The organism is Apilactobacillus nanyangensis (assembly GCF_016861915.1).
Lineage (GTDB): Bacteria > Bacillota > Bacilli > Lactobacillales > Lactobacillaceae > Apilactobacillus > Apilactobacillus nanyangensis.
This window is the reverse complement of sequence record NZ_BOLX01000016.1, coordinates 22,271-37,767: the sequence shown is the minus strand read 5'-3', so window position 1 is coordinate 37,767 and position 15,497 is coordinate 22,271. Positions and strand designations below refer to the sequence as shown.

Sequence of the window (15,497 nt, the reverse complement as noted above, 5' to 3'; positions counted from 1 at the left end):
TGTCACCGGTTGAATACCGGATCAATTCCTCCCAGAAAATAGCATAACCATCTTCCAATTTTAGGGGTTCAGGTCATGATTAATATCACTCTTTTTTTAGTATATAAATGGATATTTTGTTTTACGGTATTCGATATCGTAAAAACGGCTTCCCAATGTTTCTCCATCGGCGTGAGCGTATTCCAAAGATGGAATTTCAACATGAATGTTATCACTTCTGATTTTAAAAGCAGACTTCACTTTTAACTCACGTTTGAATAGGACACGCATGATTACGTAGCATAGTTGGAAAATGTTTTTTCTAGTTAGTACTAGTAATTCAATGTCATTATCAGTGTCATGATTTAAAGCAGTCACCATGAATGCCTTTTTAATCTTATGTTTTTCACCGTTAGCCTTAATATCTACAGGAAATGTGCTTAGGTTGTAGATAGTAGGGAAGATTGAAAGGTAGTATTCGATTCTGGTCTTTAAGTTGATCTTATGTGAAATGAAATTATTCTTTAGGTTAAAGACGTTGGCATCTAAACCAATTCCCAAATTGTTTAAGAAAATACCACGTTGCTTTTTAATGTGTTCATCGAACAAACCAATTTCATGATTTTCAACATGATGATTCTTGATTTGTTCAATGAAGTTACTATTCATGTTATGTTGTTGCTTCATATGGGTGTAGAAGTTATTGTTAGCACCGGTTGGAATGATCAATACAGGTATGTTTGGAATTGATTCATTCTTTGATTGAGCAGCATGAATGCCTTCGATGGTTTCATGCACGGTTCCATCTCCACCAATTACAATAATGGCCTTAGGTAGTGAGTCACTTCTAAATGATGTAACTAAATAATGCGAAATAATGGATACGCAGTGAAGAGGGCGTCTAGTAATCTTTAGACGGTACTTAATGTCGTTTGCATCCAATTGCTTTTTAATTTCAGGCCATTGATGTTTAGCTCTTCTTTTATTAGCCACTGGATTGAAGATGACTAAATAATCAGTGTTCAACTTAAATACTCCTTTCTATGTAAAAATAAAAACGAATTCAATTAAGAATTCGTTTTTAATAAGCATCAATTTGAAATTATTTTTTATTCATAATTAACATTGGTAAAATCAAAGGATGTCTTTCGGTCTTATTATATAAGAATTCTTGTAAATCATCGATGATAGCGTTTCTGATGCTTGATTCGTTGGCATTCTTGTTACGCATAGCACGACGAATAGTTCTAAATACTAATCGTCTTCCTTCGTCTAGTAATTGACCAGACTCTCTCATATATACGAAACCTCTGGAAAGTAAGTCAGGACCAGATTGAATTTCTTGATCTTTTAGGTTAATTGTTGCGACAACCACAACTAATCCTTCTTCAGATAATAGTTGACGGTCACGTAAAACAACGTTTCCAATATCACCAATTCCGTTACCATCAATGTAAACATCTCCGGCAGCGAAGTGACCAGCAATTCTTGCTGAATCCTTAGTTAGTGCTAAGACATCACCATTCTTCATAATGAAACTGTTTTCCATTGGAACACCACATTGTTCCGCTAGTTCAGTATGAATTTTTAACATTCTAAATTCACCGTGAATAGGCATGAAGTATTTTGGCTTCATTAAACTAAGCATAAGCTTTTGTTCTTCTTGTCCACCGTGACCAGAAGTATGGATCTTGTTAATCTTACCATGAATAACTTTAGCACCAGCTTCTTCCAATTCATTGATAACACGGTTAACACTAACCTTGTTACCAGGAATGGGGTTACTTGAGAATACTACAGTATCATTTGGTTGGATTGCGATTTGTCTATGAGTACCGTTAGCAATTCTGGAAAGGGCAGCCATAGTTTCACCTTGAGAACCTGTACATAAGATAAGGGTTTTTTCGGCTGGAAGAGATTGTAATTCTGAAGCGTCAACGAATGTACCATCAGGAACGTTTAAGTATCCTAATTCTTGTCCATTAACAATTGCAGATTCCATACTTCTTCCAAAAACAGCAATCTTTCTACCATGTCTTAGGGCAGCATCACAAGCAGTTTTAATTCTTGAAATATTAGATGCAAAAGTTGCGAAGATGATTCTTCCAGTTTCTTCATCAAAGATGTGTTCAACTGCAGAACCAATCCAACTTTCTGACTTAGTCCAAACAGGTCGTTCAGCGTTTGTGCTATCCGACATTAGACATAGGACACCTTCACGTCCTAATCTTGCCATTTCTTGTAAATCAGGCGGCTGTCTCGTAACAGGGGTCAAATCAAACTTGTAATCCCCAGTTTCGACAATCACTCCAGAAGGGGTGTGAACCGCGATTCCCAAAGTATCAGGAATTGAGTGGGTGGTACGGAAGAATGAAACTTTTGTCTTGTTAAACTTTAAGACGGTTTGTGGATTGATTTCATGAATCTCAGTACTTCTCAATAATCCATGTTCTTCTAATTTGTTCTTGATTAGTGCTGACGCCAATGGACCAGCGTAAATGGGAACATTTAAATCGCGGATTAGGTATGGAACACCACCGATATGATCTTCATGTCCGTGGGTGATAACTAATGCTTTGATTTTGTCCTTGTTTTTTACTAGGTATTGATAATCAGGGATAACATAGTCGACCCCTAATAAATCATCCTCTGGGAATTTAATTCCTGCATCGATTAAGATGATTTCATCTTGAAATTGAACACCATAGGTGTTTTTTCCAATTTCACCAAGTCCACCAACGCCATAAATAGCTGTTTCGTTATTTTTGACGTTTAGTTTGTTCATAATTATTTAAACTCCGTAATTTTAAAATCTGGGCTCTTTTGTTCGTAAGCCAAGTGGTTACCTTCAAGAGGTTCAATAAATTCAATGTTGTGATCAGTGTTCTTGTCAACAAGTTCTCTTGCTTCAACTTCTGTATCACAATCTACATAAAGTGATTTTGTGAATTCTCTCTTAGGATTAGCCTTAGTATCTTCTTGGTATAAAACTTTAAATATCATAAAAATTAAAATCTCCTTCTATGTTTTTTTACCGTGCGAGTGTGTAATACACATCTAATTGTTTTTAATTTTATCATATTAATAATGATAAGTATAGTAACCAATAATTTGATAAAATGATAGAATAAAATCAGATAATATTTACAAGGAGGCGATGATTTTGCCACTTTTTGTTGAAATTGTAATTGGCTTTATTGTTGCTGTTATAGCGTACAATTTAATTCATTATTTTTTCATTACGCGTCCAATTGATAAAGGTCACAATGAAACATTAAAAATATTAAATGGATTAGTTAATAACCTCTTAGAAAACCAAAAAAATGAAATTATAGAAGTTCATGATTTATCCAATGTTTGGGGAAGAAATATATATGTTTTTGAATATGTAATTTCACAATGCCAAACTGATGAGTTAAACGATGAACTAATCAATAAAATTAAAGATGAAATCAATGAAGCAAATGAGTCTAAAATGTTTAATCATGAAGTGGTGTTAACTGATTCGTTTGTGAGGGAAAATCAAGTCCATGTCGATTTAGCATACCTATTAAACGCAGCAACCTACGAATACGTATTAGACATGCGTCAATTGAATAAGGTAAATTAAAAGACCTAACACAATGTTAGGTCTTTTTTATTATTCGATGAATAAGTCATTGTCCACTTTTGAGAATGGGTTTTCTTTATCAACGTGATCGTAGAATAAAGTTCCGTGTAAGTGATCAATTTCGTGTTGGCAAACAATCGCAGGATAGTTTTTAAGTCTAACTGTGTGTTCAGTACCTTCAACGTCTTGATACTTAAGGGTAATTCTTGCAGAACGGTGAATGAAGCCAGGAACATCTTCATCAACTGATAGACAACCTTCACCTTCAGTGATAGCACATCTTTGAACAGAACTTGATAGGATGACAGGGTTGATAATGACATCCTTAAAGATTGGTTCGCCTTCACCTTCAAAATCGTTTGGCACTAGTACGGCAGCCATCATTTCTGATACACCAACTTGAGGTGCAGCTAGACCAACTCCAGCTCTTAGTTTATATTTGGCACAAAGTTCAGGATCTTGACTTACTTCAAGATATTCCATCATGTCTTCAGCTAATTTTTTATCTTCCGCGCTAAGTGGGAATTTAACTTGTTTAGCTTGTTGTCTTAATACTTTATTTCCATCGCGAACGATGTCTTTCATTAGTATCACTTAAATGACCTCCCAAAAAGTTTATTATTGTATTATAACATATTAACGGAAATTATATGATACTAATATGATACATAAGAGTTGCTTATTTTTAGAAAATGGTATAATTACAGATACTAAATTAAACGGAGGCTCATTATGAAAACTAATTTGGTAGTTGATGGAGAGCAGCAAAGAATTGAATCACTAATCGAATTCATGATTTTGGTTGATTATCCAGTTAACCTAACTATCGCAAATTTAAAGATGAATGATTTTATTAATCAACTTCAATCTAATTTGCTATGTGAACATTTTGAAGTCAAATTAGCGGATGACAAAATGGATTATCATGATTTTGATGGGTACATGTATCTATATGATTTTCCTAAGGAAACAATTGAAGAAAAAAGCGAGGTCACTTCATTCTTGTCACCTTACTTAGATCAATTTAGAAAGTCACTAAATCAAGTTATTAAGGAAGGATTTAGCGGCAAGATTATCGTTAATGGTTTTCATGATGAAGTCTTCGCATACTTTGCAACCAAATTTTCCGGTAAAGAAAACAACAAGGTTGTATCAACTGGGATGTTAGCAAAAACGTTACTATTAAAGCACTCACTACGTCGTTACTTTGATATCAGTTTATCCGATATTAACGTCAGCGTATTAGGTAGTGAATCTAAGAACTTAATTTCATGGAGTAGGGCATACATTGGTCAATCACCAATCCTGTCCTACCTAGCCAACCCTAACAACATGTTTAGCACCGAAATCTTCGCCAGAGCAGAAGAAATCATAAATAAGTCTGACACGCCTTGTGACGAAGTAATCCAAGCAAAAGCAATTGGAGTAATTTTGGATGCTTTTTACATGGGTAACTCGTGTTTAGCAAGTGTAGGACACGTTAGCCAGATAGATGGTAAAATAGCAGTGACAAGTGAACCAATCATGTTGAACCAAACTGGATTGGTCCCAACTGTAGAATTAGTATTATCTGACAAAGAAAAGCAAGCTTTCGATGATGCCAAACAATATACTAATGAAATAATTGATGAAATTTTAGAAAGTAAGTAGGAATGATTATGAATAACTATTCTTATCCAATTTTTCCTGATTGGTCCAAAGAAGAATTAATGGACATGATGGCCTTATACAATGCAGTGGAAAGTGCATACGAAGACGCCAATGGTGTTAATGCTGAAAAGATAGTCAAGCTATACAACCGTTTTAGAGAGATTAATCCAGCTAAGATGGAACAAAAACAAATTGACCGTGATTTTCAAAGCATCTCCGATTACAGCATTTATAGAACTTTTCAAGCAGCCACTAAGGCTAAGACTAAAAACATAAGAATGTAATTTGTTTTAAGGAAGATATGTATGAATGATTTATGGTTAAAAAAAGCAGACGAGGAAATTCAGTCTTGGTTTAAAGAAATTCGTGAATTTACCGTTAGTTCACTTAATCAGATTCATGATGTTTCCACTAAGTCTAGTCGAACTGATTTGGTTACCGACGTCGATAAATCAAATGAACAATTCTTTATCAAAAAGATTAGGGAATTTGATTCAGAGGCTCACATACTAGGTGAAGAGGGCTTTGGAGATGACGTTACCAATCTAGACGGTCATGTGTGGATAGTCGATCCAATCGATGGAACAATGAATTTTGTAAAGCAGCACAATCATTTTGCGATAATGTTAGCTTTATATATCGATGGCAAAGAAGAACTCGGCTATATTTTAGATGTTATGAATGACAAACTTTATCACAATTGGGATGGTAAAGTTTATGAAAATGATACCGAAATTAATCCACCAGAAGATATTTCGTTATCAGAAGGCTTAATGGGATTAAGTGGACCATTATTAATAAATAATGAGAAAAACATGCAAGTAATCTCTAAGACCAGTGAAGGTGCCAGAATATATGGTAGTGCCGGCATCCAGATTATTGCCGTCTTGAAGGGCGAACTAGTGGGATATATTTCCACTTTAAAGCCATGGGACATTGCAGCTGGAAAAGTGCTTTGTGATACGCTTGGTATTAAGGTGTCCGATATTGACGGAAATATAATTGATGTGGTATCATCAGACATTGTATTGGTAGCGACGAAGATTGCACAAAAGGACATACTTAATATTGTTAAGTACGGTTCTGACTGTGACTGATGTCACAGTTTTTTTATGCAAATTTAATTATTTAATGTAATAAACTTGGTCCGAGTTGCTAAGTATTAAAGAAACAAATATTTATGCTTCGAAGGGAAGGAAACTAATAATGAAGACAAGAGACGATATTAGAAATATTGCTATTATTGCCCACGTTGACCACGGTAAGACAACTTTGGTTAACGAATTACTAAAGCAATCAGATACTTTAGACGAACACGTTCAAATTGATGATCGTGCCATGGATACTAACGATATTGAAAAGGAACGTGGTATCACAATCCTTTCAAAGAATACTGCCGTTAGATACCAAGACAAACAAATTAACATCTTGGATACACCAGGACATGCTGACTTCGGTGGAGAAGTTGAACGTATCATGCGAATGGTTGATGGTGTTCTACTAGTTGTTGATGCTTTTGAAGGAACTATGCCACAAACTCGTTTCGTTTTAAAGAAAGCTTTAGACCAACACCTAACTCCAGTTGTTGTTATTAACAAGGTTGACCGTCCAGGTTCACGTCCTAGTGAAGTAGTTGATGAAGTATTAGACCTATTCATCGAATTAGGTGCTGATGATGAACAACTAGACTTCCCTGTTATTTACACTTCAGCTATGAACGGTACTTCAAGTTACGATGAAGACCTATCAACTCAAGAACACACTATGAAGCCTGTATTTGACACTATCATCAAGGCTATTCCTGCTCCTATCGACAACTCAGATGAACCATTACAATTCCAAGTTGCTATGCTTGATTATGATGATTTCGTTGGTCGTATCGGTATTGGTCGTGTATTTAGAGGTACTATCAAGGTTGGGGATAACGTTACTGTTATGAAACTTGATGGTTCAACTCAAAACTTCCGTGTTACAAAGCTTATGGGATTCTTTGGTCTAAAGAAATTAGATATCAACGAAGCTAAAGCTGGTGACTTAATCGCCGTTTCAGGTATGGAAGAAATCAACGTTGGTGAATCTGTTGTAGATCCATCAAACCAAGAAGCTCTACCAATCCTAAGAATTGACGAACCAACTCTACAAATGACTTTCGGTACAAACACTTCACCATTTGCTGGTAAAGAAGGTAAGTTTGTTACTGCTCGTCAACTACAAGACCGTCTAGAAAGAGAATTACACACTGACGTTTCTCTACGTGTTGAAGAAACTGACCAACCAGGTTCATGGACTGTATCTGGTCGTGGTGAACTTCACTTATCAATCTTAATTGAAAACTTAAGACGTGAAGGTTACGAACTACAAGTTTCTCGTCCACAAGTTATTATTAGAGAAGTGGATGGTCAACAATGTGAACCATTCGAATCAGTTCAAATCGATACTCCTGATGAATACTCAGGTACTATCATCCAAACATTATCTGAAAGAAAAGGTAACATGCAAAACATGGAAAGTGTTGGAAACGGTCAAACTCGTTTGACATTCCTTGCACCTTCTCGTGGTTTAATCGGTTACTCAACTGAATTCCTATCAATCACTCGTGGTTACGGTATCATGAACCACACATTTGATAGTTACCAACCAGTTATCAAGAACTGGAACCCAGGTAGAAGAAATGGTGCCTTAGTTTCAATTAACGAAGGTAAGACTACTACTTACGCTACTATGGGTATCGAAGACCGTGGTACTATCTTCGTAGATCCAGGTACTGAAGTATACGAAGGTATGATCGTTGGTAAGAACAGTCGTGACAACGATATCTCAGTTAACATCACTAAGGGTAAGCAAATGACTAACGTTCGTGCTTCTGCTAAGGATGAAACTGCTAAGATTAAGGAACCACAACACTTAACTCTAGAAGAATCACTAGAATTCTTGAACGAAGATGAACTTTGTGAAGTAACTCCAGAAAACGTTCGTCTAAGAAAAGAAATTCTAAACACTAACGAACGTGAAAAGCAAGCTAAGCGCAAGCGCCACAACAGCTAATATTTTAGCGTTTAATAAAAAGGATGGACATTTTGTCCATCCTTTTTTGTTGTCTTTAAAATACTAAAGCAAATAGTTTAGATATGCTATAATGTTAGTTATATTAAAAGGTTACGTTGGAGATGTAAAAATATGATACGTAAAATCGCCGGATATTGGCACAAGTGGCATATATCAGAACACTTAAAAAGAATGAAATTTAATATTAATGCAATGGACTACTATATTTTTGTTCCGTTTCTATTACTATCTGTAATTGGAATAATTATGGTTTATTCAGCGAGTTCAAATGTGGCAACTCAAATTGGTGGAACACCTACTGGTTACTTAATTAAGCAGAGCATGTTTGTAGTTGTTAGTTTAGTAATTATTTTAATTTGTCTAGCAGGTAATAATCAATTTGTCAGAAAGCCCAAGTTTTTAGGGATTTTCTTTGTCGTATTATTCGTTGCCTTGATTCTGCTAAAGGCGTTTGGACATTCTGTTAATGGTTCTGCCGGATGGATTCCAATTGGTCCACTACATGTTCAACCAGCCGAAGTTGCCAAGGTCTACATTATCTTGAGAATGGCTCAATTCTTGGCATCTAGGGAAGATAGAATTATCAATGGAGAACAATCAAGAACGCATGTACAGGTTATTTCTATCTTCATCATGCTATTTCTTGTGTTCATTCAACCTGACTTAGGTGGTACGGTTATTAACTTGGCAATTATGTTTGCAATCTTATTTGGTTCTGGAATTAATTGGCGTGGGGCCACTTTACTTACATCAAGTGGATTATTATTCGGATGGTTGTCTCTAAAGATACTTTCATTCGTATTTAAAGATGGAACTAGTATTTATCAAATCCAACGTATCACAGCATACAGTAACCCATTTAAATACGCCAACGGAATTGGACAACAATTGGTTAATTCGTATTACGCCTTAAGTAATGGTGGAATTTTTGGAGTTGGTTTAGGAAATAGTATTCAAAAGACTGGGTACCTACCTGAACCAAATACAGACTTTATTATGGCGATTATCGCTGAAGAATTAGGACTAATTGGGGTATTATTCATCCTATTCTTATTGCTTACAATTATTGTTAGATCATTCCAACTAGGCATTCGTTCGAATGATACATACGATACTTTAATTTGTTATGGTGTTGGAACATACATGTTGGTTCAAGCATACTTCAACGTCGGTGGTGTAATTGGTTTACTACCAATCACCGGGGTTACTTTCCCATTCATTAGTTATGGGGGATCTAGTATGTTAACCTTGGCATTGTGTATTGGAATGATTTTGGTAATTAGTGCTAAACAAAAATCACAAAAAGCTAGAAGAATCCGTTATTAAAGTGGAGGGAATTTTTTGACAGATACAATCGAAAACAGAAAAAGCCTAATTGTTTATGTTTATTCAACTAAACAAGTCAGACAATTAAAAAAATATGGCTTAATATATTATGTCTCACAAAAAATGCACTACGTTGTTATGTATGTAAATGCTGATAACTATGATTGGATTAAAGAAAAAATTAGTAGTTTGAAAATTGTGAAGAAAATTGAAGAAACACCTTACGAACAACTTGCCAGTGAACTATCACTTGAAGGGGACTTCGAAGATGTTGACGATGATGAAGATTATTAAGGAGTTTGGATAAATGAGAGTTGTTTCAGGTAAATTTGGTAGTCGTAGCCTTAAGCCTGTGCCAGGTAGTAAGACAAGACCAACAACCGATAAAGTGAAAGAATCTTTATTCAATATGATTGGCCCATTTTTCAATGGTGGGTCATTTTTAGATTTATACGCAGGTTCTGGCTCGGTCGCAATCGAGGCAGTATCTAGAGGAATTGATAGTGCTGTGTTGGTAGATCACCAATATTTAGCTATCAAGACCATCAAAGAAAACGTTAAAATGACCAAGGAAATGGATGCCTTTAGAATTTATAAGATGGATTCAGATATGGCATTAAGTCGTTTTGCTGATCAAAATGATAAGTTTGACTACATTTTCTTGGACCCACCATACAAAGACCAGAAGATGGTCGACCAACTACATGTCATTAAGGAAAAAGAATTACTTAATGATGATGGAATTGTCATTTGCGAAACTGATGATAACGTTGTTTTAAAAGACGATGTAGAAGGTTATGACATGGTCAAACAAAAGAAGTATGGAATTACTATTATTTCTATTTATAGAATAAAGAGGGGATAGTTATGACAAAAGCAATCTTCCCAGGAAGCTTTGACCCATTGACTAAGGGACATCTGGATTTAATTAGACGCGCCAGCAAGATGTTCGATGAGGTCGTCGTTACTGTGGCAAAGAATACCAGTAAGAATGGTGTCTTTAGTTATGATGAAAGAATGAGTTTAATTAAACCCAATATCGAAGAAATCAAAAATGTGTCTGTCACTTCTGCTGATGGATTAACAGTTGATCTTGCTAAACAGGTAGGCGCAACTGTAATTGTCAGAGGACTTCGTAATTCTAATGACTTTAATGCAGAAAGCTCAATTGCTTCAATGAACTACAACTTGGATAACGAAATCGAATCAGTTTTTTTGATTACACGTCCTGAGTTTCAATCTGTTTCATCCAGTTTAATTAAGGAGATTGCTCATTTTGGCGGAGATATTACTCCTTATGTACCACAAAACGTTGCTACGGCATTGAAAGAGAAGTTAAGTTAATGTTTAAAAATAACAGACGAAAATTAATCGCACTCTTTGTGGCAATTGCTGCACTGGCGATTTTTATTAATATTCCATTTCTACCAAAGTATATTGAAAGTCCCGGAACAGCTCCTAATTTAAAGCCGGTTGTTTCAATTAAGGGACACAGTGATAAGTTCAAAGGTAAATTCATGTTTACCACGGTGAGTGAATCACAAGCATCAATTGCATCATACGTTGTTGCTAAGTTTAATCCACATCAAACAATTGAAAACATTAGCGATGTAACTGGTAACCAAGATCAACAAAGCTATATTAATCTGCAAAACGTTTACATGGAAAGTGCAATCAACAATGCGATTTATAATGCCTTTCACTACGCAAAAAAAGATGTTTATTTGAAATATCGTGGTATCTACGTGCTAGCTGTCGATAGTAAGTCAAACTTTTACAATCAAATCAAAGCCGGTGACTCCATTGTTTCTTTGAATGGGCATAAGTTTAAGAGTTCTACCCAGTTTAGAAATTATGTGAAGTCCAAGAAGATTGGTTCGAAGATGACCTTAACGGTTTACCGTAATAAGAAGAAAATTCAAATTACCAGAAAACTGTACAAGTTAGCTGGAACCAACCAAGCTGGAATTGGCATTATTTTATCTGATGATAATCAGGTTTCTACCAAGATTCCAATTGATGTTAATCCAGGTGAAGTGGGTGGACCATCTGCCGGTTTGATGTTCTCACTACAAATTTATGGCCAACTAACTCAACAAAATATTAGACACTCACAAAATATTGCTGGGACTGGAACCATCGATGAAAACGGGAATGTTGGTGAAATTGGTGGTATTGATAAGAAGATTATCGCAGCCAGGGATGCTGGCGCTAAGTATTTCTTAGCACCATACGTTAAGCCAACCAAGGAAGTGCTTAAGTATGAAGATCAACATATGACAAACTACCAACTTGCTGTTAAAACCGCGAAGAAGTATGCACCAAACATGAAAGTTATTCCGGTAACTTCATTCACTGATGCTTTAAATGCATTGAAAAAAATAAAATAAAAGGAATGTGATTGAATAAATTACATTCCTTTTTTCGTATCTAAGTTTTAGAAAGGAGGAAACGGTGAATAAGATATTAGATTTTTCAACGCAGATAAAAGAAATAATTGATGAACATGCATATAAAATTTTGATTGGTCTATTGCTAATCGCTTTTAGTTTAGGGTTGGTTATTATTTTAATCTTGAATCAAAACAGCAATGACGCTAACAACGTAGCAACCGATTATTCGGAACAAAGTAGCGTCGTGGCTTCATCCTCGTCTTCGCAAAACCAAAGTAGTGCTTCGGGAGACTTATATATTGATGTTAAGGGAGAGGTTAAGCATCCCGGCGTCTACCAAATTCCATCCAACAGCCATGTTACTGACGTCATCAAGGAAGCGGGTGGCTTCAAGTCGGATGCCGATGAACAAAACGTTAATCTAGCCAAGGTATTAAAAGACCAAGATGTTGTCGTTGTTAATAAAAAGGGAGCAGCTGGTAGTTCAGCGTTTGCTAGTTCGAATAATACGAACACCGGAAGTTCTGCTAATAACGCTAAAGTTAATTTGAATACCGCAGATTTAAATGAACTTCAAAAACTTGATCGCGTGGGTGAAAAGAAAGCGCAAAAAATAATTGATTATCGTAACCAACACAATGGTTTTCACTCAATCGACGAAATCAAACAGGTTAGTGGATTTGGTGATAAGACATTTGAAAGATTAAAAGATTCTTTAGAAGTGTAATCTTTGCTATACTATGAATAGTAGTAAAAGAGGGAGAGTAATTAATTATGACTAAACACAGAATTCCATGGGATCAATATTTCATGCTACAAGCTGTTTTACTTTCAACACGTGGCACCTGTAACCGCCTTTCCGTTGGAGCAACCATCGTAAGAGATAAACGTATTATTGCCGGTGGTTATAACGGATCAGTTGCAGGTGATGAACATTGTATTGACGTTGGATGTTACATGCGAGACGGCCATTGCCTAAGAACAATTCATGCCGAAATGAACGCCATTTCTCAATGTGCCAAATTTGGTGAATCAACAGACGGTTCAGAAATCTATGTAACTGATTTCCCATGTCTGCCTTGTACTAAAGTGTTATTACAAGCGGGAATCAAAAAGATTAACTACCTAAGAAACTACCACAATGATGAATATGCATTGTCATTAATTAAACAAAATAACGTCGAATTGAACCAAGTAATTTTGGATGAAGAAACAATCAAACAAATCGAATTCAGCTCTTATTTACCAAAATAAATTAATAATTTATATATTTTTCCATCGATTTCGATTGGAATATTAAGCATTATTTTCTTTGGTGATTTAAAGTTCGGTCTATTGCTTTTTTGTCTGTGGATGATTCGGATTATTCGATTAAAAAAAGCGTTAGTAATAAAAATAACCACCGTCATGGTGGTTATTTTTTGTTTGGTTTTCTGGTATAGGTATAAACAAGATCGAGATAATCAAGTTCAAGGACAACAAACAGTAACGCAAAGTGTTTTGATTTATCCGGATAATATTAAGTATAGTGACGACTCGTTTTATGGAATTGGCAACGTTATTGATACCAATAATCAAATAATGATTTACGTCAATGATGCAAAGAGGATAAAGAAATATTCAAGGCCAATTGTCATGAATGTGTCTGGTATTGTTCAGCCGTTTGATGAGGCCAGAAACTTTAACCAGTTTGATGCTAAAGAATACTACCAAGGTATGGGTGTTTATAGTCGATTGACAGTTAAGCAGATAAATAGTATAGAAGAACAACATCGTTTTTCAATCAACGATAGTCTTCATTATTTTCGGATGCTGATGCTCAAATACACGAATCAATTACCACATCCCTTGAACCTTTACGCCAGTAGTTTGTTTTTAGGTGTCATGGATAATTCATTCAATGATGAACTATCAGGTGTGAAGACACTAGGACTTATTCACTTATTTAGTATCTCCGGTTTGCATGTCTTTTACATCGTGAACCTATTGAAAATAATACTGGGATTATTCCGAGTGACCAGGGAGAAAACTAGGTGGATTACCTTGATATTTCTGCCAACTTACTTTGTCATTGCCGGATCATCGATTGGTTTGATGCGGTCGATATTAACTGTTGAAATCGGAATTATCGCGTTAATGCTAAATAAACGACTGACCAGCTTGGATGTCTTTTCGATTACTTTGATGGCCAATTTGCTAATGGAACCGGAGATGTTGTTACAGTTTGGTTCACAACTAAGTTACGCTTTGGCATTCGGATTAATTTATACAAATAAAATGAGACCACTCAAGCAAACGGTGATGATGAACTTGGTCAGTTTACCCTTTATTATCTACAAGCTATTTCAGTGGCACGCACTGACGATGTTAGCCAATTATCTGGTGATACCAATATTTTCGGCGTTAATTATGCCAATGATATTAATTGCGGTCATTACGTACCCGATTGCTGGATGGTTTAGTTCGGTGGTGGCGTTGATATTGAATAGCTTTGATACTGCAGTCAATTGGCTGGGGGCTTTACCTGGTCAGATTAATTTTGGTAAACCCAATCTGTATGTGGCAACAATATTGTTGGTAACGACTTTGTTTGTAATTGATAGGATTAGTTTGAAAAGAGTTTCGATATTGATTTGTATGTATCTAATCACGTTTATGTATATTCACTATCCATTGCAGGGTGAGGTATCTTTTTTCGATGTTGGCCAGGGTGATAGCATCTTAATTCGTGAGCCGTTTAACCATTCAATCACTATGATTGATACGGGTGGTAAGTTACAATTTGGTCGCAAGCAAAACAATAAGGTAAATTATCAAGCGGAAAAAACGTCGATTAATTATTTGAAAAGTATCGGTATTAACCATCTTGATAATCTAGTGTTGAGTCATCAAGATGCTGATCACACGGGAGATGTTCCAGCAATCTTGGCGGATTTAAAAGTCGACCGGATTATTGTCGGGGATGGTTTGCAGAACAATCCATCGATAATGAGAAAAATCCGTCCCTATTTGAATAAAACGAAATTGGTGTTAATTAAAGCTAACCAAAAGTTACCTGATTTTCCGTTTAATATTTATCATCCTTTTGAAAGTGGTCTTGGTAAGAACGAAGACTCGGTCGTCTTGGGCACCATGCAAGGAAATCGCAGCTGGTTGTTTATGGGTGACTTACCATCAAGTGGTGAGAGTGACATCATGCAAAAATATCCGATGCTAAAAGCGGATTATTTGAAACTGGGGCATCATGGTAGTGATACCTCTAGCAGTGATTCATTTTTAAAATTCATTCATCCTAAGGTATCGATAATATCTGCTGGACGCAATAATCGTTATCACCATCCAAGTGTTGAAACGCTTGAAAGATTAAAGGATAATAATTTAGCATACGTGAACACACAAAAACAGGGTATGATATCATATAAATATGGATTATTAGGAAATCACTGGATATTTAAATTGCAAGGGGAATAGTA

At 35.7% G+C, this 15,497-nt stretch carries 17 protein-coding genes; 13 read left to right on the top strand and 4 right to left on the bottom strand.

Going from position 1 to position 15,497, the window contains the following annotated elements:
* Positions 1-96: 96 nt before the first annotated feature.
* From JUD45_RS06280 to JUD45_RS06270, 3 genes are all read right to left on the bottom strand, one after another.
* Positions 97-1,005, bottom strand: a complete 909-nt coding sequence (locus tag JUD45_RS06280) for a diacylglycerol/lipid kinase family protein (protein WP_203619863.1) — start codon at positions 1,003-1,005, stop codon at positions 97-99.
* Positions 1,006-1,081: 76 nt separating this feature from the next.
* Complete coding sequence (gene rnjA / locus JUD45_RS06275; protein WP_203619862.1) at positions 1,082-2,764, bottom strand: ribonuclease J1; 1,683 nt, start codon at positions 2,762-2,764, stop codon at positions 1,082-1,084.
* Positions 2,765-2,766: 2 nt separating this feature from the next.
* Positions 2,767-2,982: a DNA-directed RNA polymerase subunit epsilon gene (locus JUD45_RS06270; protein ID WP_034534654.1), complete on the bottom strand. Its 216-nt coding sequence runs from the start codon at positions 2,980-2,982 to the stop codon at positions 2,767-2,769.
* Positions 2,983-3,142: 160 nt separating this feature from the next.
* On the opposite strand from JUD45_RS06270, the gene JUD45_RS06265 reads away from it, so the two are divergent.
* A complete protein-coding gene (locus JUD45_RS06265; protein ID WP_203619861.1) occupies positions 3,143-3,589 on the top strand; it encodes a hypothetical protein in 447 nt (148 codons plus the stop codon).
* 30 nt (positions 3,590-3,619) lie between these two features.
* Here JUD45_RS06265 and def read toward each other — a convergent pair whose 3' ends face one another.
* Positions 3,620-4,183, bottom strand: coding sequence for a peptide deformylase (gene def / locus JUD45_RS06260; protein WP_054605672.1), 564 nt, complete (start codon positions 4,181-4,183; stop codon positions 3,620-3,622).
* A gap of 138 nt (positions 4,184-4,321) precedes the next feature.
* Here def and JUD45_RS06255 point away from each other — a divergent pair, with 138 nt between their 5' ends.
* The 12 genes from JUD45_RS06255 to JUD45_RS06200 all read left to right on the top strand — a co-directional run bounded on the left by JUD45_RS06255 (position 4,322) and on the right by JUD45_RS06200 (position 15,495).
* Positions 4,322-5,239 carry a Rossmann-fold NAD(P)-binding domain-containing protein gene (locus JUD45_RS06255; protein WP_203619860.1) on the top strand — a complete coding sequence of 306 codons (918 nt, stop codon included), beginning with the start codon at positions 4,322-4,324 and terminating at the stop codon, positions 5,237-5,239.
* 8 nt (positions 5,240-5,247) lie between these two features.
* Positions 5,248-5,523 carry a UPF0223 family protein gene (locus JUD45_RS06250; protein ID WP_236018496.1) on the top strand — a complete coding sequence of 92 codons (276 nt, stop codon included), beginning with the start codon at positions 5,248-5,250 and terminating at the stop codon, positions 5,521-5,523.
* A gap of 21 nt (positions 5,524-5,544) precedes the next feature.
* Entirely contained in the window at positions 5,545-6,336 is a 792-nt protein-coding gene (locus tag JUD45_RS06245) for an inositol monophosphatase family protein (RefSeq protein WP_203619858.1), read from the top strand.
* A gap of 109 nt (positions 6,337-6,445) precedes the next feature.
* Positions 6,446-8,284: a translational GTPase TypA gene (typA, locus tag JUD45_RS06240; protein WP_034531758.1), complete on the top strand. Its 1,839-nt coding sequence runs from the start codon at positions 6,446-6,448 to the stop codon at positions 8,282-8,284.
* Between the two features lie 192 nt (positions 8,285-8,476).
* A complete protein-coding gene (locus JUD45_RS06235) occupies positions 8,477-9,631 on the top strand; it encodes an FtsW/RodA/SpoVE family cell cycle protein (protein ID WP_138727165.1) in 1,155 nt (384 codons plus the stop codon).
* 15 nt (positions 9,632-9,646) lie between these two features.
* Positions 9,647-9,925, top strand: coding sequence for a DUF2129 domain-containing protein (locus JUD45_RS06230; RefSeq protein ID WP_138727086.1), 279 nt, complete (start codon positions 9,647-9,649; stop codon positions 9,923-9,925).
* Between the two features lie 13 nt (positions 9,926-9,938).
* Positions 9,939-10,496, top strand: a complete 558-nt coding sequence (gene rsmD, locus JUD45_RS06225; RefSeq protein ID WP_138727087.1) for a 16S rRNA (guanine(966)-N(2))-methyltransferase RsmD — start codon at positions 9,939-9,941, stop codon at positions 10,494-10,496.
* 2 nt (positions 10,497-10,498) lie between these two features.
* Positions 10,499-10,975, top strand: coding sequence for a pantetheine-phosphate adenylyltransferase (coaD, locus tag JUD45_RS06220; protein ID WP_138727088.1), 477 nt, complete (start codon positions 10,499-10,501; stop codon positions 10,973-10,975).
* Positions 10,975-12,021, top strand: coding sequence for a SepM family pheromone-processing serine protease (locus JUD45_RS06215; protein ID WP_138727089.1), 1,047 nt, complete (start codon positions 10,975-10,977; stop codon positions 12,019-12,021). Before coaD ends, JUD45_RS06215 begins: the two co-directional genes overlap by 1 nt.
* Before the next feature lie 64 nt (positions 12,022-12,085).
* Positions 12,086-12,751: a helix-hairpin-helix domain-containing protein gene (locus JUD45_RS06210; protein ID WP_138727090.1), complete on the top strand. Its 666-nt coding sequence runs from the start codon at positions 12,086-12,088 to the stop codon at positions 12,749-12,751.
* 47 nt (positions 12,752-12,798) lie between these two features.
* Entirely contained in the window at positions 12,799-13,278 is a 480-nt protein-coding gene (locus JUD45_RS06205) for a ComE operon protein 2 (protein ID WP_034534666.1), read from the top strand.
* A gap of 99 nt (positions 13,279-13,377) precedes the next feature.
* Positions 13,378-15,495: a DNA internalization-related competence protein ComEC/Rec2 gene (locus JUD45_RS06200; protein ID WP_203619857.1), complete on the top strand. Its 2,118-nt coding sequence runs from the start codon at positions 13,378-13,380 to the stop codon at positions 15,493-15,495.
* The last annotated feature ends 2 nt before the right edge of the window (positions 15,496-15,497 follow it).

What these genes read in the sequence shown, in the direction of transcription:
- JUD45_RS06215 (WP_138727089.1), top strand. Translation starts at nt 10,975, where the DNA reads ATGTTTAAAAATAACAGACGAAAATTAATCGCACTCTTTGTGGCAATT.
- rsmD (WP_138727087.1), top strand. Translation starts at nt 9,939, where the DNA reads ATGAGAGTTGTTTCAGGTAAATTTGGTAGTCGTAGCCTTAAGCCTGTG.
- coaD (WP_138727088.1), top strand. Translation starts at nt 10,499, where the DNA reads ATGACAAAAGCAATCTTCCCAGGAAGCTTTGACCCATTGACTAAGGGA.
- JUD45_RS06255 (WP_203619860.1), top strand. Translation starts at nt 4,322, where the DNA reads ATGAAAACTAATTTGGTAGTTGATGGAGAGCAGCAAAGAATTGAATCA.
- JUD45_RS06245 (WP_203619858.1), top strand. Translation starts at nt 5,545, where the DNA reads ATGAATGATTTATGGTTAAAAAAAGCAGACGAGGAAATTCAGTCTTGG.
- JUD45_RS06235 (WP_138727165.1), top strand. Translation starts at nt 8,477, where the DNA reads ATGAAATTTAATATTAATGCAATGGACTACTATATTTTTGTTCCGTTT.
- typA (WP_034531758.1), top strand. Translation starts at nt 6,446, where the DNA reads ATGAAGACAAGAGACGATATTAGAAATATTGCTATTATTGCCCACGTT.
- JUD45_RS06270 (WP_034534654.1), bottom strand. Translation starts at nt 2,982, where the DNA reads ATGATATTTAAAGTTTTATACCAAGAAGATACTAAGGCTAATCCTAAG.
- rnjA (WP_203619862.1), bottom strand. Translation starts at nt 2,764, where the DNA reads ATGAACAAACTAAACGTCAAAAATAACGAAACAGCTATTTATGGCGTT.
- JUD45_RS06250 (WP_236018496.1), top strand. Translation starts at nt 5,248, where the DNA reads ATGAATAACTATTCTTATCCAATTTTTCCTGATTGGTCCAAAGAAGAA.
- JUD45_RS06200 (WP_203619857.1), top strand. Translation starts at nt 13,378, where the DNA reads ATGATTCGGATTATTCGATTAAAAAAAGCGTTAGTAATAAAAATAACC.
- JUD45_RS06205 (WP_034534666.1), top strand. Translation starts at nt 12,799, where the DNA reads ATGACTAAACACAGAATTCCATGGGATCAATATTTCATGCTACAAGCT.